Source organism: Alkalicella caledoniensis, assembly GCF_014467015.1.
GTDB classification, from domain to species: domain Bacteria; phylum Bacillota; class Proteinivoracia; order Proteinivoracales; family Proteinivoracaceae; genus Alkalicella; species Alkalicella caledoniensis.
Window position 1 is genome coordinate 503835 of the sequence record NZ_CP058559.1, and the last position, 20238, is coordinate 524072.

General features: G+C 34.1%; 18 protein-coding genes. 4 read left to right on the forward strand and 14 right to left on the reverse strand.

Translation table 11 applies throughout. The features are described from left to right. From cas1b to cas6, 7 genes are read right to left on the reverse strand one after another with little or no spacing between them, the layout of a single operon-like run. Complete coding sequence (gene cas1b / locus HYG86_RS02615) at positions 1-990, reverse strand: type I-B CRISPR-associated endonuclease Cas1b (protein WP_213167394.1); 990 nt, start codon at positions 988-990, stop codon at positions 1-3. Positions 991-1000: 10 nt separating this feature from the next. After that, on the reverse strand, positions 1001-1492 hold the full coding sequence (gene cas4 / locus HYG86_RS02620) for a CRISPR-associated protein Cas4 (protein WP_213167395.1): 492 nt from the start codon (positions 1490-1492) through the stop codon (positions 1001-1003). A 20-nt stretch (positions 1493-1512) separates the two neighbouring features. Next, positions 1513-3744: a CRISPR-associated helicase Cas3' gene (cas3, locus tag HYG86_RS02625; protein ID WP_213167396.1), complete on the reverse strand. Its 2232-nt coding sequence runs from the start codon at positions 3742-3744 to the stop codon at positions 1513-1515. A gap of 11 nt (positions 3745-3755) precedes the next feature. Continuing rightward, positions 3756-4505 (reverse strand): type I-B CRISPR-associated protein Cas5b, encoded by a 750-nt coding sequence (cas5b, locus tag HYG86_RS02630; protein WP_213167397.1) that lies wholly within the window; start codon positions 4503-4505, stop codon positions 3756-3758. Continuing rightward, entirely contained in the window at positions 4492-5376 is an 885-nt protein-coding gene (cas7i, locus tag HYG86_RS02635; RefSeq protein WP_213167398.1) for a type I-B CRISPR-associated protein Cas7/Cst2/DevR, read from the reverse strand. The genes cas5b and cas7i overlap by 14 nt, the downstream gene beginning before the upstream one ends. Beyond that, positions 5369-7039, reverse strand: a complete 1671-nt coding sequence (gene cas8a1, locus HYG86_RS02640) for a type I-B CRISPR-associated protein Cas8b1/Cst1 (protein WP_213167399.1) — start codon at positions 7037-7039, stop codon at positions 5369-5371. Before cas8a1 ends, cas7i begins: the two co-directional genes overlap by 8 nt. Positions 7040-7052: 13 nt before the next feature. Continuing rightward, a complete protein-coding gene (gene cas6 / locus HYG86_RS02645; protein WP_213167400.1) occupies positions 7053-7610 on the reverse strand; it encodes a CRISPR-associated endoribonuclease Cas6 in 558 nt (185 codons plus the stop codon). 126 nt (positions 7611-7736) lie between these two features. Between cas6 and istA the strand changes: the two genes are divergently transcribed. Both istA and istB read left to right on the forward strand, forming a co-directional pair. Next, entirely contained in the window at positions 7737-9239 is a 1503-nt protein-coding gene (istA, locus tag HYG86_RS02650; protein ID WP_213167401.1) for an IS21 family transposase, read from the forward strand. 1 nt (position 9240) lies between these two features. Then, on the forward strand, positions 9241-9993 hold the full coding sequence (istB, locus tag HYG86_RS02655; RefSeq protein WP_213167402.1) for an IS21-like element helper ATPase IstB: 753 nt from the start codon (positions 9241-9243) through the stop codon (positions 9991-9993). A gap of 17 nt (positions 9994-10010) precedes the next feature. Here the strand turns inward: istB and HYG86_RS02660 are convergent, their stop codons facing one another. Next, positions 10011-10238: a hypothetical protein gene (locus tag HYG86_RS02660; protein ID WP_213167403.1), complete on the reverse strand. Its 228-nt coding sequence runs from the start codon at positions 10236-10238 to the stop codon at positions 10011-10013. 439 nt (positions 10239-10677) lie between these two features. Further along, the gene (locus HYG86_RS02665) at positions 10678-11664 is read right to left on the reverse strand and encodes a methyl-accepting chemotaxis protein (protein WP_213167404.1); all 987 of its coding nucleotides are present in this window, start codon (positions 11662-11664) and stop codon (positions 10678-10680) included. Between the two features lie 269 nt (positions 11665-11933). On the opposite strand from HYG86_RS02665, the gene HYG86_RS02670 reads away from it, so the two are divergent. Both HYG86_RS02670 and HYG86_RS02675 read left to right on the forward strand, forming a co-directional pair. Beyond that, positions 11934-13295 (forward strand): FAD-dependent oxidoreductase, encoded by a 1362-nt coding sequence (locus HYG86_RS02670; protein WP_213167405.1) that lies wholly within the window; start codon positions 11934-11936, stop codon positions 13293-13295. A gap of 122 nt (positions 13296-13417) precedes the next feature. Continuing rightward, on the forward strand, positions 13418-14452 hold the full coding sequence (locus HYG86_RS02675) for a DUF1385 domain-containing protein (RefSeq protein ID WP_213167406.1): 1035 nt from the start codon (positions 13418-13420) through the stop codon (positions 14450-14452). A 27-nt stretch (positions 14453-14479) separates the two neighbouring features. Here the strand turns inward: HYG86_RS02675 and HYG86_RS02680 are convergent, their stop codons facing one another. The 5 genes from HYG86_RS02680 to HYG86_RS02700 form a co-directional block, all read right to left on the reverse strand. After that, positions 14480-15682 carry an anaerobic nitric oxide reductase flavorubredoxin gene (locus HYG86_RS02680; RefSeq protein ID WP_213167407.1) on the reverse strand — a complete coding sequence of 401 codons (1203 nt, stop codon included), beginning with the start codon at positions 15680-15682 and terminating at the stop codon, positions 14480-14482. Between the two features lie 495 nt (positions 15683-16177). Continuing rightward, positions 16178-17668, reverse strand: coding sequence for an IS1182 family transposase (locus tag HYG86_RS02685; RefSeq protein WP_213167408.1), 1491 nt, complete (start codon positions 17666-17668; stop codon positions 16178-16180). A gap of 323 nt (positions 17669-17991) precedes the next feature. Next, positions 17992-18390 carry an acyl-CoA thioesterase gene (locus tag HYG86_RS02690; RefSeq protein WP_213167409.1) on the reverse strand — a complete coding sequence of 133 codons (399 nt, stop codon included), beginning with the start codon at positions 18388-18390 and terminating at the stop codon, positions 17992-17994. 63 nt (positions 18391-18453) lie between these two features. Further along, positions 18454-18957 (reverse strand): hypothetical protein, encoded by a 504-nt coding sequence (locus HYG86_RS02695; RefSeq protein ID WP_213167410.1) that lies wholly within the window; start codon positions 18955-18957, stop codon positions 18454-18456. A 106-nt stretch (positions 18958-19063) separates the two neighbouring features. Beyond that, positions 19064-20170 (reverse strand): mandelate racemase/muconate lactonizing enzyme family protein, encoded by a 1107-nt coding sequence (locus HYG86_RS02700; RefSeq protein ID WP_213167411.1) that lies wholly within the window; start codon positions 20168-20170, stop codon positions 19064-19066. Between the last annotated feature and the right edge of the window lie 68 nt (positions 20171-20238).

Genomic DNA, 20238 nt, shown 5'->3' on the forward strand with positions numbered 1-20238 from the left:
TCACCACCATATTTTAAATCCTGAATATTCTTTTTCACCAATTATATCCTTTATCAGTTTGTAGCATTCAAGCCTGATAAGATATTTATAAGAAACTTCTCTACCTAAATCACGATGCAATATTGTCCTTTTTAACCTTTTGTCATACTCCATTAATATTGTTCTTTTTGCAGAGTCTTTTAAGTACAAGCAATTAGAGTCTCTATCAAAATCATCTTCAGTAATCTGGTTTTTATTTATAAGTGAAAAGATCATTCTTTCTCCTATTAACGGTTTGAAAATCTCTGCTATATCAAGACAAAGAGAAAACCTCTTTGCACCAGGCTGGTGTAGAAAACTAATAGTTGGATTAAGCTGGGTTTTATATATCTCAGATAAAACTGTAGTGTATATCAGGCTATTTGTAAAAGACAAAAGGGAGTTAACCATGTTGTCAGGTGGGCGCTTTACCCTTTTGTCAAATAATTCTTCCTTAAAAATTAAATTCCAAGATGAGTAATAAGTCTTTCTTATGTTACCCTCTGTACCCATCAACTCACTTATGCTTGTACATAAATCTAGTCTGTTAGTAAGACTTTGAATCTCCCGCATTGGATTTGCAAGGTCAGTTCCCCTACCATTATAATACCTAAGATTACGATAAATGTTGTAAGACGCAGCTTTTAAGATTTCCTTTGCTATCCTTAACCTTTCTTCGCTGTTATCATATTTTCTAACTTGGTTAACTAGTAAATACCCACTTACGTTACTCTCTCTTGGATAAAAGCTACCACTATAAAACCCATAGTAATTAAACACATGAAGGATTATTTTAAGCTGAGAGAGATAATTTAGAAGCTTGGTATTCATTGATATTTCACCAAACAGATATATCTCTTCAGCAACCTCAGCTTTTAGATTCTTTTTTTCACCTTCTAGGCTTTCAATGATAATATTGTTGTCTTTTCTCCGTAATTCACCATCTTTAAAAATATAAAATGTCTCACCCATTTTACCCTCCTTAGATATGACATAGCTCATAATAAGCGCATTTATTACAAATCTGCTTCTTAGTCATTTGAGGGGGACGCTTTTCTCCCAATATCTCCTCAATCGATTTTATAACTTCTTTCAATTTGTTAATATCCTCATCACTCAAAAATACTTCTTCCCTTTTTCTAAGCAGAGGATAATCGAGTATACCTTTTTCGATTTCAATTCCTTTTTCTTTTAGAAGAAATAGATAGTACTTTAACTGCCATTCAGAAGCTTTTTCTATCTTTCTAGACTTTTTTACCTCATGGATTACTTTCCAATCCTTGATAAAGTCAATGTTAATGTTTTCTTCAATCAGGATGTTCTTTTTTTCCCTTGAATAGGAGGTCTCATCTATTAGCTTTCCTATACTTACAAGTTCACTATTATGCTCCATTGTTAAGTCATTATTAAAAAACCATAGTTTACGATGGCATACAAAGTAGTAGTAGATCATCATCCCTGTAATTTTTTTCATTATAAGTCCCCCAGTCTTACTTAGAAAAAATTATCCACTAACTCGCCATTTGCTTCCTGCTCTTTTGTATATTCCACTCCGCGCTCTTTTGAGTAATTACAATTTAAAATAGGTATAAAATTAAACTCATTGATGTCTATTTGGTCAACAATTCTATCTTTAGCTCTATGGTATGGAACACTTACCGTAAACTCTCTTAGTAAATTCCTCGCTATTACTTTATCTTTTTTTACTTTCCTTTTTTCTTCAATACTCATTTCTTTTGAGTAAGTCTTTGTGATCCTAATGATATAATCTTCAATCTCATCGGCATATGTTTCTGCAATTATTTTCGGAATTACATCTATAGCGTTAATATTCCTGAATCTTTTTCGCATTTCATCTTTTTTCATTTCATAATCTTCTATGCTTCTTACATATTCCATATTATTTTTAAGCATTTTGTAGTACTCTGTATTCCTTAAGTTATCTGTGGTATAAAGGTTCTTTACTATATCCATTTTTTCACTCTCTTTTAGCTTTCCTTCCATACCTTTTAGTACCCTTTTGGACATTCTAAATATATCTTTGTCTATAACATGTCCTACACCTGTACAGTCTCCACTTCCCCCATCAAATACAAAACAATTATATCCTTCGAAGTCAATATTCCTCCCTCTGTAGCACCTTCCTAGCCTTTGGAATAATCCGTTTATGTCAGAAAGTTCAGTTACTAAAATATCAAAATCTATATCTAATGACGCTTCGACAATTTGAGTGGTTACCCAAATACCAGATTCAGGCGAATTTCTATCTCCCATTCTTATAATTTTTTCTTCCTTTTCTTTTCTGTGTTTTTTTATAAACCCACTATGAAACAAATTGACGTTTTGCAAGTGCCAATTATCAACTAACTCACTGTACACTCTCTGAGATTCTTTTACTGTGTTGCATATTATCAGAATTTTATTATTATCGTATAAGTTGCTAATGAAATTAACATCCAGTTTTTCTTCTATGACTTTGATACTATGTCTTACTCTGTTATCATTTGTAAATGTTTGAGGCGGTAGAAAATCAATATTCTCTTCCCTAAGTAAATCTAATATCAAAGAAGGTAATGTGGCAGTTAAAATAGCAAACTTGCCACCGACCTTTGTTATGAAGTATAAACCAAGAATTAAATATGCAACTAAGTCTGGCGAGTACATCTGTACTTCATCAATGACAACTTTTGAGTATGATAGCGTTGCTAATTTTGATTCAAAACCTCTGTACCGATAGACAAAATCAAATATCTGATCTAAAGTGCAAACAGTTAAAGGAAGGGATAGCTGCTTTGTCTTACTAAAATATTCATCGACATCTACTTCATTTGGCTGGGTCCGAGCAATGTATTCACTGTATGTATCTGAGTGTAGTAAACCTACCCTCTCTTGATAATCTTGAGCTACTATCTTAGTAGCTATTCTAGAATATATGGAATTTATTGCTGTCTTTAGTGGCAGTGTAAAAAAACCTTTATTGTCACCAATCCAGAGTAGTCCTGCTTCGGTCTTACCCATTCCTGTCTCTGCAATTGCCACTACATTTTTTTCTGAGTTTTTAAGCATAAAACTTTGAAGTTCATTCCAAGTTGAAACAGGGTTGCTCATTTTCCACTCTTCCATCATAGTATTAAGGCTAGACAGTAAAAAGTTGTTTTTTATTTCTACATCTATATGGGCACTGGCAGCATAATCAATTCTGTTGAGTAGACCTTTCAAAAGAACATATTCAAAGAATAAGGCCGTGTCTTCTGTCATGTAAATCCTATTTTTAGAAAAGTACTTAGCACTTATTTTTTTTACATTTATTACATCTAATCTCTGGTAGTTAAACTTTCCTGCCTCAGTCTTTAGTGATTCTATTTCTTCAGCTAGCTCTTCAAAATCATAATCTAAGTCTCGATCATGGTGGTATGCTATGGAATGTGCTAATATTTTAATTTGTCTGTCAGTATACCCCTGTTTTCGCAGTTCCTTAGTTCCAAGGAAAGCTAAACTTAGAATCCCGTGATGGATTTCCTTACCTTCCCTTTTACCCCTTTGGATTTTCTCTTGAAACTTAAAATTCATTTTGCCTAAATCGTGGTAAACACAAGCTTTGAACAGCATATCCCAATTTACATTTAAATTGGGATATGCTGTTTTTAACAGTGTATAATTTTTTATTAAGTTTTCCGTATGTTCTTGAATAGTTTCCTTGGGTTCTGATTTCGCTAAGTATTCCAACTACACTCCCCCTACGCTGCAAAAACTATATTGCCATCTTCATCAACAAGAACTGTGCTTTCTTCCACAACTATGATTTTAGATGAATATACAACATCAATTCTTTGCCACTCTCTGAAGCATTTGTTTTTACCATAGTTTTTAATTATATAATTTTTATTTATCTTATATCTTGTCCCACTGCTAACTATCCCACCTATTCCTGCCCCCTCCAAAATAACACTTTCTTTTTTTATTAGTGCTGACGGTATATATGCAGCCATATTTTTGTGTAATTCTACATCCTCTTCTAATTCTTTTTCCATTACTTCTACTACTTTTACTTCGTTTATAACACATAGATCTTCTCTTCTCCCTAAGGAAGGATACTCTTTTGGAAAAAGGAGGGCGCCACTTATCTCTTCAATTAATTCTTGATCCTTTGGAATAATATGTAACACTAACTCTACATCTACCAGTAGTTCAGCAGTTGAAATACCTTTGCTAATCCCGTACTTATCAACCTTTAGTTGGTGTCTGGTAGAGTCATATGCCATACCATTTTTAAACTCATATCTTGTATATAGGTCATTTACCTTGGAAAAGTGTTTACCTTGAACACTTATATTCATTTCTTTATAACTCTCAAAACCACATAGATTATGAACCATACCTATCACAGTAGAGTAAGGGGGTAATGGGTATGTTTCTTTTAATTGAAAGCTAGCAGGCTTTTTATAGTTAACTAAATCTTGGCTTAACTTTACTCTAATTGCTTTCATAATAGGTATTCACCCTTGTTTTTAATACCTTAAATAACTCTGGCATTGAAACAGTTGAAAGTTCCGATTTGACTTCCCTATCATTAATGAATTTACCTTCAACTAGTCCACAGAGAGTATCGTCTTTAATGTTATCGTATAATACTCCTTTGATTTGCTCAACAACCAACCTGTTGTCATTTACATCTAGGACATTTTGAAATACAGGATTTTTGATATTATAAACGCCACCAATTGCGAAGATAGGTTTTAAATCTTCTCTTCTCCCTCTTATATCCCTATATAACATTGATACAGTATTTAAAAGCAACTTAACTCTTCTAGCTTTTTCTTCATTCGGTATTTCAATGTCATACTCTTCATCAATTCCTATTTGATCTAAATCGGCGGTCAGTGTATATCTGTAATAGGATTTATGAACCTCAGCTTGAGCTATATTCATGTTTTCTTTTATCCTATCTGCTAGTCCTTTGTTAGTTAAGAAGTCTAGATCCCCTTTAAAAGTTTCTAGTGAAATAGCGTTTGACAGTCTAACTTTAGCTGATCTTTTCTTACCTCCAGTGCCTTTTTCAGTTTTTAGATAACCAAAAAAATCTATCTCCGGATAATCTTTTATTGTAGCATCCGCTTGAAACTGAATAACCTTTTTATCTCCACTTCCCTCAGCTTTTACTGGAGCTACAAATTCACCAAGTTGTTCGACAATATTGTGTCTTATAGCTTGCCTAGATATATATGTGTATTGTTCGCCTTTTCCTCTAGCTAGCTTTTTAAGTGAAGCAACATTGCCAACAGATTCCCCATAGTTTGCACTTTCGGCTTCAAAAATAATAGTTAAGCTAAGTCCTTTAGGCTTCAAATTACTAGTCATTTTTAACCCCTCCATCAATTTTATTTTCTTTACCTTCTATTAGCCCCGTCACAAAAGAATAGCCAATAGTCTTGTATAAAATATCGTCTTTTAAAGCTTCTAAAAATACACTAGGAACTTTTTTCTGAGTATAGAGATAACAGTTTAGTACTGTATCCATAAACATATCTTTATTATTAGTTTTCAAAGCATTTAACAACCTGTATGATATGCCATTAAGCTTATCCTTTGATCCCTTACTTTTGTACTCCTCCCTTAAGTAATACCCCGAGGCATTCGCTATCTTAATAAAGTCTTTTTCATTATTATCCATATAACCCATCCCCTCCAATATCTTTGAATTTATTCTTAACAACTTAATTACTTGTGCGTTACTGAACCTACATTCCTTTGGTATAGATAGCTTATATGTCAGTAACTTATTAACCAAGGTAAACATGTTTTGGTTATTAAATACTCTTTCTATCGCAAGCTCGTAAATGCTAAAATAAGTTTTAACTTCTCTAAAACCAGCGTTAGTTATTGCATCTAAGTCTCTTTGACAATCTTTTATAACATTCAGTAACCTTTTTGATAAAATATTAAACATATATTTATCTTCCTTCAGGTTAACAACCTGAATATCAGCAAGCTCATATTTAACACTTTCTCGAAACTGTTCTTGTATTGATGCAACTAGTCCTTTAAATGTTGTATTTCTATTTATTTCGTGTCCTTTATGTACTTCAGACTTAATTCTATTATTAATTCTTATAGCCCTATCTAAGCTATTATTATCATTGACAAAAATACCCTTGCTTTGTACATATGTAAAACCAGCTGGAATGCAAGAATATATTAATTTACATACTGGGCATATAGCTATGTCGTTATTAAACTCCCAAACATGAGATGGCTTTCTGCTGACATCAAACCCAATGTTGTTTATAAAACTTAAGTCATTATTAAGATCTTTCATCTCTCGATGACAATTAAAACACTTATATTTGAATTTAGAGGTATCTTGCTCGGCAAAATCTTCAACAGTCTTTACAAAATATTGTTTATAGTCCTTATAATTATTTATTTCTTTGGTCTGTTTATTTAGGAAGCAAACTCCATCCCAGGAATGTTTAACAATATTATAAATTACATTTTTAGCTGCTAGATATTTTTTATATTCTGGTCTTTTACATATAGAAATAACCTCTTGAATTCTAGTAAATACTTCTTTAACATCATCAAGTCTATCTTTAACTACTTCATTCTTTTTTAGATTGATACCATCTATATTTTTTGCAAACTTCATAGTATCTGAACCGTTTTCTAGTAGAGGGTAAGCAGCTTTATAGCTATTGCTGGAAAGATAATATTTAAGTACGTATTTTAAATACTCATTCATTTTGATAAGTTCTTTTTCTGTAAACTCTTGGAAGTTAGTATCATTGTGGTATTTAATATTCTCTTCATAGCTAACTATTTTGTACCAAGATAGAGTATTCTCATATTTATCAATTAGATATGTGAAAAACTTGTTCTCAAACCCTTCTAGAACAGAAAGCTTAAATTCAACATTTTGTTCTTTGACTGTTATATCATCTTCACTATGCTTCAGTATATTTATAAACCCTACTAATCCTGCATTAAACAACCAATCATTCATTTCTAATACCATTTTAGTCATACAATCACCCCCTTTAATCGATATCTACCATTCCAAAACCCATACCCCTTTTACTACCTATTCCTGCCTTGTACAAGTACTCAAGTATATAAGGCTTAGCTTCAATCTGAATTCTCCCTATATTACCTAATACTTCAATACCATAATTTTTAACTTTGACCTCTCTATTGCTGGATGAAAAAAATAGTTTAATATCCTTACAATCATACAGCACCTGACTACCAAAAACATCCTGTAGCTGATGTTGTAGATTAGCTTTAAATATTATTTGTCCTTTTTCATCCTTTAGAGAGTGGTACCAGGTACTCTTGTTTTCACCTGAGTGTTCTCTCACAACAATTGGACTTAATGTCTTAAATGTTATCACATCATTATAAATAGTTTTTTCTTTAACTAGATTAATAGAATTTATTGTCATAACAACGTCTTTGATAGAAATTTTTTTGCTCCGATTAGACAAAATAGAGTTGTAAAACATGACCCCATCTTCATTGCTGTGTGTAGAAAAATTTAATGTAATTTTCTTATGAGGTATATAGATCTCTTCCCTTAAAAACTTGCATTTTCCCATATATGCTTATGCTAATCTAAAAGTGTACCAAAAACTCTCTTTCTGCTAATTAAAAAGTGTACCACCTCAATCAAAAACCTCTATAATTAAAGTTGACGAGACTTTTAAATTATGGGAGGTAGAAAGGTGATCGAAGTGGTACAGTACAATGATATCAGAATTATGGCATTTAATGAAGGGCTAAGTCAAAGGGCTATAGCAGAAAAACTTGGAATCCATAGAGAAACAGTTAAAAGAGCTCTAGCAAGAGATGAACATGGTTACCAATTAACTGTAGATAGGCCCAAACCTGTAAATGATGAGTTTGAAGAGCGAATTAAAGAAATGCTAATCGAAAACTCATATCGCCAAAGAAAAGACCGATTAACAAAAACAAGAATGCATGAACTGATGTGTGAAGAGGGATATAAAGGCTCTTATTCTTCATTCACTCATTTAGTAAGACAAATTGAAAGCTCTGAGGAACTCAAATCTAAGGAAGCTTTTTTCAAACTAGCTCCTATCCCTGGCACTCTACAAGTTGATTTTGGGGATATGGTAGTAATGGACAACGGAATACCAAAGGTAATTCAAGTATTTTGTGCTAAACTTACTACCTCAAAATCTGAATTCATTAAATCATATCCTAGACAGAGCACAGAATTTTTCTTCGATGGATTAAACAGTGCCTTTATATTCTATGGAGGCATTCCTAAAAGAATTGTATTTGATAACCTAAAACAAGCAGTTAAAGAAATAAAGACCGAAAAAGAGCGCATCCTTCAAGAAAGATTTTTAAGGTTTTCAGCCTACTATGCCTTTGAAGCTATCTTCTGTAATCCCAGTAGAGGAAATGAAAAAGGCCTGGTAGAAAATCTAGTTAAATATACTAGAAATAACTATTTTAAACCTAGAGTAAACTTTGAAGGGTTCGATAAATTAAATAAGGATCTACTAGCTCACTGCCATAAACGTATGGTAAAAAACAATTGGTATCCAGCTCTAAGGACTGAAGTAGAGAGTTCATTTATGGAACTCAAGGAAGTATACAATCCCGCCACTTTAGTGATGGCCAAGGTTAATACATACTCTCTCGTACATGTTGATAGTAATCGATACTCTGTACCAACTCAGCATGTAGGCCGTAGGGTAAATGTTCATATTTTTCCCTTTGAGATAAAGGTCTACTACCAGCAAGAGTTGATAGCTACTCATACTAGGCTCTTTGGAAAGAATAAGGATTCACTGGAACCTCTACACTTCCTAGAGCTTTTGAGACAAAAACCTGGGGCCATACAAGATGCTCAGGTAATGAAGGATTGGAAGTTAGCTCCCATCTTCGAAGCCTATCATAATCAACTACAATGTAGACGTGAATCTAAAAGTAAAGGCACCAGGGAGTACATAGAAATACTAAACTTGATAAAGACATGTGGTATGAGTAAAGTAAAAGCTGCATTAGTAGAACTAGATAAAACTAACTGTTACGGCTACGAAGCAGTCGTTAGTAAGTTAAGATTAGGTGATCAATCAGAAACTATTAAAAACCTCGATTATCAAATCCTGGTGGAACGTAATCTACATACAATACACTCTCCAGTAGTTAAAGCATCTTCGTACGATTTTTTACTACGAGAGGGGGTGAACTAGTATGGAAAACATAAAAGATAAGTTAACCACCTGTAAACTTGCAGGTATTCAAAAATCCTATGAGTTGATATTAGAAGAAGCAAGGCAAAACAATATGTCTTATGAAGATTTCTTCGAGCGGCTCTTAGACGAAGAGCTTCTATCTAGGGATAATAACAGGTTTAATAGACTAATGAAGAAAGCCAATTTTCCTAATATAAAAACACTTGAACAGTTTAATTATGCCCGCGCTCCATTTGTTAAGAAGACGGATATAGCATCTTACGCTGCCCTTGAGTTCATCGAACAAAGGAAAAACATCATATTTATTGGGGTTCAGGGAACAGGTAAAACTCACCTTTCAATAGGGCTAGGGGTAGAGGCGTGTAAGAAAGGTAAAAGTGTACTCTTTACAAGTGCTGCTTCCTTAGGCAATAGGCTTTCAGAAGCACAGAATGAAAATGTTATGAGTAAGTTTTTAGATAGGATAAAAAAGGTAGACCTTTTAATTATTGACGAGCTAGGATACGTTGAACTCCCAGCCGCAACTACTAATCTAATGTTTCAGATATTCTCTGAGAGGTATGAAAAAGGATCAATTATTGTTACAACTAATTTAGAATTCGGAGAATGGACTAAAGTATTTCATGATCAACGAATGACCACAGCTATCATTGATCGACTAATACATAATTGTAAGATATTCTCCTTTGATGGACCAAGCTACAGACTTAACGATCATGTTAACTTAAAGAGCAACAGCCTCAAAATTTGAGGCTAAATTTATACAAATTAGTGGTACGCTTTTCGATTAGCGAAGTGGTACACTTTTTGTTTGACAAAAGCACCCATATATATTGCATAAGTAAACGATTTAGGTTTTTTATCATCCTTATAAAGACTATTAAAGTATTCTTTGTCATTTGTTTCAAAGCACCTTTTCAATAAAGATAGAAATATTCTATTTTTGTCTTTTGGTATTAAATCATTATCTAATAAAATCTCAACTCTAAAGCGCATTTGATCACCTCCTTTTATATAATGTTCAACACCTTTAATGTAATTCCTTCATTTATATCACCTCATTTTCTGATTTTTCACTATATATTTCAACTAAAAACATCCTGTGACAAAAGTATGTCACAGGATAATTATTTAACATAAAATTATTCAGACTTTAGTACCTACATTTGTCAACAAGTAGAAATGCTTCTAAGCTTTTCTAGCTAAGATCTATATCGTTCATTAGTATATTTCTTATTCTATATGTTGGGTTGCAATATTATTAAATTGAATGTAGATTGAGAAAAGGGAGCTGTTATTTTCCTGTACTGATAAGGAAATTAACAAGCCACACCGGACTTTCACCGCCAAGTTAAAGCACATGCTGGGCGCACATAGTAAAAACTCCCTTAATTTTAACTTAGGGAGTTTTTTATGGTGTGGGTTTTCAATTTACCTATACTTCCTTCAAAACCTTCTCAATGGACTCACTTAATTTTATAACATTTGATGATAGTTCGTGCATTGAGGCTAGTTGTTCTTGGGTGCCTGCTGCTGTTTGTTCAGATGCTGCTGCTGTTTGTTGGGCAGCAAAAGACAGGTTTTGTATTCTTGATACTATGGTTTCTTTTGATTTATCCATTTCCAGACAGTGGTCTCTTAATTGGTTAGATACAGTTTTGGTTGTGTGTGCTGCTCTTTTTATTGCTTTCAGATTTTCTTCTGTTAGGGTAACTAATTTTGATTGTTCTTTTGCCACTGTGTCCAGTTGTTGTATTGTTTCGAGGCCCTTATGTACATTTGAATCTGTTTGTTCGTTAATTTTTTTGATACCATTTACTGCTTGATTAGAGTGGTCTGCAAGCTTGCGGATTTCTTCAGCTACCACTGCAAAGCCCCTTCCTTCTTCCCCTGCTCTTGCAGCTTCTATACTTGCATTTAAGGCAAGGAGGTTTGTCTGAGCTGCTATTTCTGATATGGTTGAAGCGAATTTCTCAATTTCCATGGATTGTTTTGAAAACTCTTCCATTATAGCCAACACTAATTTTGTTGCTTGGGTGTTTTCTTCGGATTTTTTTAGCACTTCTAGCATATCTTCTAAACTACTGTCCACAGTGCCCCTAGTATGGTCTGCTACTTTACCTAATGTTCTAGAACCTTTTACAACCCTTTCAATTTTTGAAGCTAGAGTTTCAGTTTCCTGTACACATTGGTCAGTGTCTTCAGCTTGCTCTGAAGTACCATTGGCGATTTCTTCTATGGTTTTAGCCATTTCTTCTGAAGTTTCAACAGACTGTCTTGCAATTGTTGCCACAGTTTCTGAAAAATCATTTAGATATTTTATTGCTTCTTCTTTTTTTCGATCATTTTCATTTTGAACATCTATTTCATCATTGAGCTGGGCCTTGCTTTGTTTTGATTTAAATAGTTTTAGTAGGTTCAATATTTAACCTCCCTCCAGTTGATAACTAATTTTGATTCCATTTTGGAAAATTATAGTATTGCTTATTATTATAAAGTCAAGGGCTGTTTAGGTCAATCCCGAATGCTTTGAGTAATTATACTTCATTTTCTACCCCAGTTCCCCTAAGCCTCCAAGGAATGTTTTTAGGTTTGACTTAAAAGTTTTTTGCCAGAAAATTAAATCTTTCATAATTTTGTCAGTGTGATAACATAATATATAAGAACTTATTTTGCAAGGAGGGTTTTGATATGAAGTTTGTTGTTATAGGTGCTGTTGCTGCTGGTATGTCTGCTGCTAGTAAGGCTAAGCGGGAAGATCCTTCCATGGAGGTTGAAGTTTACACCTTGGAGGATCATATATCATATGCTGCTTGTGGGCTCCCTTATTACATAGAGGGTAAAATTGAAGAAAAAGAAAAGCTAATTGCTCGAAGTGAGGAAAAGTTTGCTAAACAGGGGATAAGGATTTTTACAAAGCACTGGGTTGAAAAAATTGATCCTGAACGAAATATTATAACTGTTATGAATCCTGATGGCGCTGAGCTTATAGTAGACTATGATAAATTGCTAATTGCTACTGGAGCTAGTGCTATTATGCCACCCCTTCCTGGTATTGACCTTGAAAATATATTTACTGTTAAAAATATCCCTGAAGCAGATAAAGTCAGGAATCAAATTCCTAAGGCTAAAAAGGTTGTTATAGTTGGCGGAGGTTATATTGGCCTAGAAATGATTGACGCCTTTTACCCCTTTGGTATGGATATCACTGTCATAGAAAAGGCACCACAGCTTATGGGTAATATAGATAAAGAAATGGCAGAGATTATTGATGACCATCTTTATGACAAAGGCATTAAGGTTAAATTAGGCGAAGCTGTAGAAGCCTTTACAGGCCACGGCAAGGTGCAAATGGTTAAAACCGATAAGGGTGAATACCCTGCGGATATAGTTATAATGGCTATTGGTGTTACTCCCAATAGTAAACTTGCAAAGGATGCTGGTATTAAGCTAGGTGTTAAAAACGCTATCAAGGTAAATAGAAGCATGGAAACTAGCCAAAAGAACATCTATGCAGCTGGTGATTGTGTTGGTGCTTATCACTTACAATACGAGGATGATGCCTATATACCCCTAGGAACAACTGCCAATAAGCAAGGTCGAGTGGCAGGTGAAAACATAGCAGGTGGAGAAGTGGAGTTCCAAGGTGTTATTGGTACTGGAATAATGAAGATTCTTGATTTAGAAGTCGGTCGTACTGGACTTAATACCCGTGAAGCTGAAATGCTTAAAAAGGATTTCTTTGATATAAACATTACAATCCCAAACATTGCTAGCTATTATCCAGGTTATGACAAAGGCAAATTAAAGTTAATTGTGGAAAAGGGCACTGGCAAGGTTTTGGGTGGCCAAATAGTTGGTCCACCACTGACTGCTAAGCGGATAGATGTAATAGCTACTTCAATCCAGGCAGGCTTTACAGTAAGGGATATGTCGAAATTAGATTTAGCATATGCCCCGCCTTTTAGTTCTGTATGGGATCCTGTCCTGATGGCTGCCAATGTTGCTGTTAATGAGTTGGAGAAACTGGGTTCATCACCATATGTTAATTAGCAATGGAAAATGGCTGAATCAATAAATAATTTATTGATTCAGCCAACTTTTATTTTTTAGTGGTTTATTGATTTGTTTAGGTGTAAAATAGTACTATCTTATTTTATCTGGGAGGTGTTTTTTTGGGTATTCGGATAAGTGGTAATGCTGTTTTCAATGGTATAAATTTTTCTTCTACTGGTATAAATGTTAGAGTCCGTCAAAAAGGAGATAGTGTTACTTCCTATAGTAATTATTCTTTTCCTGGTATTAACACCAGGAAAAAGAAAAGTAAAAAAACTTATTTTAGTATAGTCAACAACTTCTTATTACGAACTCCTTTCATACGGGGTCCTTACAATGTATTTAAAATGGTAAAGAAAGCATGGAAACTTATTTTACCTATGATAGCTATATGTACAATATTTGTTTCTATTATTTTGTTCTTTTCACCTTCTTTAAAAGATGCAGTGTTAAGTGATACCTTAGAAACTTCTTCCGAGCTTTTAATGCAAGGTGGTTTGATACTTTTTCTACTTGCTTTCTTTTATTTTAGCCCTATTTCAAAGTATCATGGTGCGGAACATCAAGCTATAAATGCACTTTTGTCAAATAAGGTAGTTACCATGGATAGTTTAAGGAAAGCAAGCCGAGTATCTATCCATTGTGGGACTGTTTACGTTTTTTTAGTATTCATCATTTACCCTGTTCTTTCTTACTTAATTGAGATGCACTGGGCTTTATTGTTGGCCATATCCCTTGGGTACGAGTTGTTTAGAGCTGAGCAAAAGTGGTTAATGTTTGTGCTAAAGCCAATTTACCTTTTAGCTTTGGCAATTCAAAAATATGTAACAACTAGAAAGCCTGATGAAAAACATTTGCGAGTGGCCTTTAGTGGTATAAGACGAGTAGAAAATTCAGTGATTTTGAATAAGGCTTTAAAGCATATAGATAATAACAGGTTCCAAATAGCTGACGAAATTATAGGAAATATGATAAGTATGGACTATAATAACCCCATAAACCATTTTTATAAAGCCTATAGCTTATTCAAACAAGGAAAGTATGTAGAGGCAAAGGATTATATTGAAGCTACAAGACTTCAAAAAAGTGTTATTTCTAAAGATATTATTCAGTGGTTGGTACAGCAAGTAGAGAGCGGAATTGTGAATGGGTAAAAAAAAACACCACGCTGGTGTTCTTTTTTACCCATTTTTGTTAGTCAACTTATTTGCAAATTCTTCACCGAATTTTTTACATCTTTGAACCGCATCTTCGTTAGGGTTCCAAAGTTCTTTGATACCTTCCCCTATTACTTCTAGGCCAGCGTGTCTTAGCTCTTGGGTGATAATCTTTACAGATTCTCCGCTCCAGCCATATGCTCCAAAGGCAGCAGCTTTTTTGTTTTTGAATTTCAGGCCCTTTATCATTTCAAGCATACCAGCCATGGAGAATAATATCCCATTGTTAATAGTTGAAGACCCTGCGAGAATTGCTTTGGACTTAAATATTTCTGTTATAATATCATTTTTATCTGTCTTGGATACGTTAAAGAGTTTTATGGCAACTTCGTTATCAACAGCTTTTATTCCTTTAGCAATTGCTTCTGCCATTCTTCTTGTACCTTCCCACATGGTGTCATAAATTATGGTTATTTGATTTTCTTGATAATCATTTGACCATTTTAGGTAATTTTCTACAACTTGAGTTGGGTTATCTCTCCAGATAATGCCGTGGCTTGTACATATCATATCTACGGGTAGATTAAAGCCTAGCACCTCGTCTATTTTCTTCTTTACCAGTGGACTAAAGGGTGTAAGTATGTTTGCATAGTATTTTATGGCTTCTTGTTCTAGTTCTCCTTGGTCCACTTTATCATTGTACATTAGCTCAGATGCGTAGTGTTGTCCAAATGCGTCATTACTGAATAAGATGTTCTCTCCTGTCATATATGCGAACATGCTATCAGGCCAGTGGAGCATTTTAGCTTCCACAAATACTAATTTTGAGTCACCTAAGTCAAGTTCATCACCGGTTTTTACCTCTACAAAGTTCCAGTCTTGGTGATAATGTCCTTTTATGGATTTTACTCCGTTACTTGTACAATAAATAGGCGTGTTAGGGATTTCTTTCATTAGTTCTGGTAGTGCACCACTGTGATCGATTTCTGCATGATTAATTATGATGTAGTCAATTTCATTCAGATCTATTTCTTTCTTCAAATTTTCTACGTATTCTTTTGCAAAGGGTTGCCACACTGTATCTATTAGGGCTGTTTTTTTGTCCCTAATCAGATAAGAATTATAGGTGGATCCTCTATGGGTTGAGTATTCATTTCCGTGGAAGAACTTTAGTTCCCAGTCTATTTTCCCTACCCATTTTACTTTGTCTGTGATTTTAAAACTCATTTGTTACTCCTCCTTTTATTATTACACTTATATTATTACCAGTTTTTGCTGGTTTACTTCCTTGATTTAATAATACTACTGTTTAGGAGCAATAACCGTGATTGTACTCACTAAATAGTATATAAACAAAAACCAAGAGCAAATACAATAATAAATATCAAAACCCTTTGCACCATTACCTTGCACTAAAAAGCTCTGCACTATTAAAAGCAAACTTAAGGAGGGCTTTTAGCCATTAGCCTATAGCCATTAGAAAGTTCTCCTTATCTTTTAGATCCGTGAAAATCAGTGTCAATCCGTGGCTATGATTTTGACCTTTTCCTTTCCTTTTGATCATGTTGATCATGTAGATCTGTGGCTATTATTTGGGAAGGTTATTTTCGTTTGTCAGGGCACCACAAGAGACTGTGTCATATATGAAGAAAAAAGTAATAAAAAAAAGGGGCTATCCCCACGTCACAGCTATTGTTATGAAATTATCGGGAGTCGACCTTCCTATGTATTAGTTATTGCTTGAATTAGCCCTCTACAACCTAAAATGTTTACTGCTCTTTTTAGGTTGTAGGCTAAAAAAGACAATGAAAACTCACCCACAACATTGTTCATGCCTCGCATTAAACAATATTCTGAGTCCATGGCTCTTTTTATTGTGCCATATGGATGCTCTACAATTTCTTTTCTTTGCCTAGTTATTGCAGGATCATTTTTTACTCTTACTTGTTTAATTCTCAAGTTGTTATCGTTGTATTCTTTAGTGAATTCTTGCTTCTTCATCTTTTTGCCAAAGTCTTTGTACTCACTGGCTGTACACTTGTTCTGGCACTTTCTACATTCCTTTCGGTTACAGAATCTCGCCTCTTTTTTATTCTTTGAGTATGAACTAGGGTAAAAAATTTTCCCCATGGGACACAGTGCTATATTGCGCTTCTTTAGATACACAAATCTACCATTAACATGTGGTTCTATGATTTGATCCACATCTTTTGCTTCGCCTAATATCTCTAGACATATTGTGATTTCGTCTTCTTCCATACACACATGAGGTTCTATTCCATTCATTAAACATTCTGCTATATCAGTTGCAGAATTATAACCTTTATCTGCCGTTGTTTTTATTGTATCAACTTCTAATATCTCTTTAGCTTTTTGGCTGGTAACAGATAAATGGCCAAAGTCATTTATGGAGTTCGTTACATCAAACTCTGCAATCATTTTATTTTTGCTGTCCACAGCTGTTTGGACATTATAACCTATTTTTGTTTCTCCATTCTTAGTTAGCCGCCTAGTATCGGGGTCCACTAGAGATACCTGAGTTTCTTCAGTTTCTTCTAGATGTTTCTTCATTTGCTCATATTTTTCTTTTCTACTTTTCAATTCTTTAATAATTTCACTTATCTCTTCAGCTGATTTTGGGTTGTCGGTTGTGTCTTCTTTTTTGTCGTTATTATCTAATTCTTTTAGGTATTGATCAATTTTAATATCTAAGCGTTTAATTCTATCTTTTAATTTAGAATCATTGAAGTTATTATCTTTAGAGTTTACACCACTAAATCTACTACCATCAACTGAGATAAGTTCTTTGCCGTATAGCCCCAATCGAGAACATAACTTTACAAAATCTCGAAACACCTTCTTTAGTGCTTTAGGGTTATCTTTTCTAAATCTAGAGATAGTTTTGTGATCTGGCGATAATTTCTTTGTAAGCCACATCATCTCTAAGTTTCTTTTGGTTTCTGTTTCTAGTCTTCTAGTGGACCTTATTTTATTTAAGTAGCCATAAAGATATATTTTAAGCATGAGTTGAGGTGAATACATTGGTCGGCCCATATCATTTGGTGTAGTTTTTTTAAATCCTAAGCTTTTCATATCTAGGCTATCCACATAAACATCAATAACTATCACTGAATTGTTATCATCGATATAATCATCTATTGCTTCAGGAAACATTGTGATTTGACTTCTATCTGCACCTTGGACAAAATTCATTTTATCCCCACCTTTTCATGAATTAAAAGCGCTGTAAAGCCCTGGTATAAAAGACTTTTCATATGTATATTATACCATATTTTATTAGTTCATGAGGGGGTATTTATAAATTAAACCCAAGTATTCAAAATGCTTTTGACACAGTCTCACAAGGGATGCCCCCTACAAGTGCTGAATGTCCCCTTTTGTAGGTCCGGGCAGGTTCGGAGCCCTGAAACCTACAGTAATAAAAATACTTAGATCATGTAGATCTGTGGCTATGGTCTTTATGTTGTATTTTTTGTATAGATTCACGCAAAAGAAAAAGTGGACTTTCGTCCACTTTAGTTCGCTATGGTTTTAAGTTTTTGGTAAATATTTGGCTCTGCTTTTTCTAAAGTTATTACATATCCTTCTTTATTGATGAATACATGAATTGTATATCCTTCTGAAAGGAGTTGATCCTCTTTATATATTTTATAACGGAATATGATTTTTCTTCCTTGAAGCTCAACTGTTGTTTTTATAGTGAGTATATCGTTGTATTTTGCCGATCTTTTGTAGCGGCAGTTGGCTTCCACAACTGGTAGGAAAAGTCCGTTTTCTTCTAGTTCTTTATAGTTTACTCCTTTTGATTCCATGAATTCAGTTCTTGCTACTTCGAACCAGATGAGATAGTTAGAGTGATATACAACTCCCATTTGATCTGTTTCAGCGTAGCGTACTTTTATTGTTGTATGCATTTTTATTCCTCCCATCTTGAAGATATTATATCCCATATGGGGGGCTATGTAAAATGCCTAACACTACCATCTTATACGTCTTGATAAGGTTTTAGTTACACCAAAGTATTGCTGAGTTCTATCATGATAGAAGAAAAAATGTTCTAGATCATGGACTATATTATGAGCATCTATTAGTCCTTCTAGTTCTCTGTTTAGCCTCCCGTATTTTAACTTATCTTTAGCACTTTTCAAATCGTCATACAGGGGGCTGGAATCGTTGATTGCACCCATAGCTCTTATTAGGTCATGTTCAATGTTTATAAAAGCTCTCTCTGAATCTTGCCACTTAACAGACTCTGTGTACATATAATTTAATTTGCCATCATCATTTAGTGCTTCATCTAGCACTTCATGCACACCCTTAACATAGACACGTACTTGTTGATATGTTTTTAGACTTATTGTCTCAATTACATCTTCTTTAATCAACTTAGTTTGTCTAGAGGAAGGTCTAGGACTTTCTAAGATTAGTATCATCCCTAAGAGAAAGAAGAATATTATTGCTCCTATTTTCAATCCTTTCATGGTTATTCCTCCAGAACTAAGATTCACATAAAGTGAATCCAGGTAAATTTTGTGTGCATAAAAAAACTACTTATTTAAATAAGTAGTTTCTCCTAAGGTTATGTAATTATACAACTACATCATATGCTAATTTCGAGAGGACCTCTTCGTTTATTTCAACCCCTAAACCAGGAGATTTTGAGAGATATAATTTATTTCCCTGGTAATCAGTTTTTCCAAGGTCTTTGCTAAACATAAGGGGTCCAACCATCTCGTTTGATATTATGTTGCTCTGTGCTAAAGAGAGATGTGCCCCAGCTAGTGATGCTATACATGATTCTACCATTGATCCAACTTGACAGTACATATTGGCCATTTTTGCTTGGTGTACAAGTTTTAGGGCAGGGTATATACCACCACATTTCATTAATTTGATATTGATCATGTCAGCTGCCTCAGTGTTTATGATTTCTAGCATTTCCTTACTACCATGTAATCCTTCATCTATCATAAGGGGTATTTTAATTTGCTGCCGGATACGAGCATGTCCCCTTATATCATCGGCTAATATAGGTTGTTCAATCCAATCTATATTACAATCTTCAATATCTTTGAGCACCGTTAGGGCATTTGCGGAGTTTACCCATCCTTGATTTGCATCTATTCTTAATTTTATTTTTCTACCTACTGCTTGGCGTATGGAGACTATACGGTCTATATCTTTGCAAAGGTCAGAATCACCCACTTTAACTTTAACAGTTGTGAATCCATTTTCCACTGCTTTTTTGGCTTCACAAGCCATTTCTTTAGCCTCACCTATACTAAGTACATGGGGTATTTCAAGATAATCCCAATATCTACCACCTATCAAGTTATAAAGGGGCTGCTTTGAAGCTTTTCCCATGATATCATAGCAGGCTATATCAATGGCAGCTTTTGCTGCTGGGGCATTTTTCACTGTTTTATCCATGATCTGATGGATTTTTTCTATATCAAAGGGATTAAGTCCAATTACTTTGGGTATGATATTGTTTTTAAGGAGTGCTATGGTTGAAAAGAAACTCTCCCCTGTAACGTGTTCATCTGGCACTGATTCACCATACCCCACTTTGCCATTGTCCGTATGTATTTTTATTATTATGGACGGCATATTAGGATACGAATCATAGGCTATTACGAATGGTTTTATAAGTGGTAATCTTATTGGATAAATATCTACTTTAGTTATTTTCATTACATGACCTCCCATTTAGTTCCTTTTCACGATTATACCCTTTTTGAGAATAAATTAACAAGTTTTAG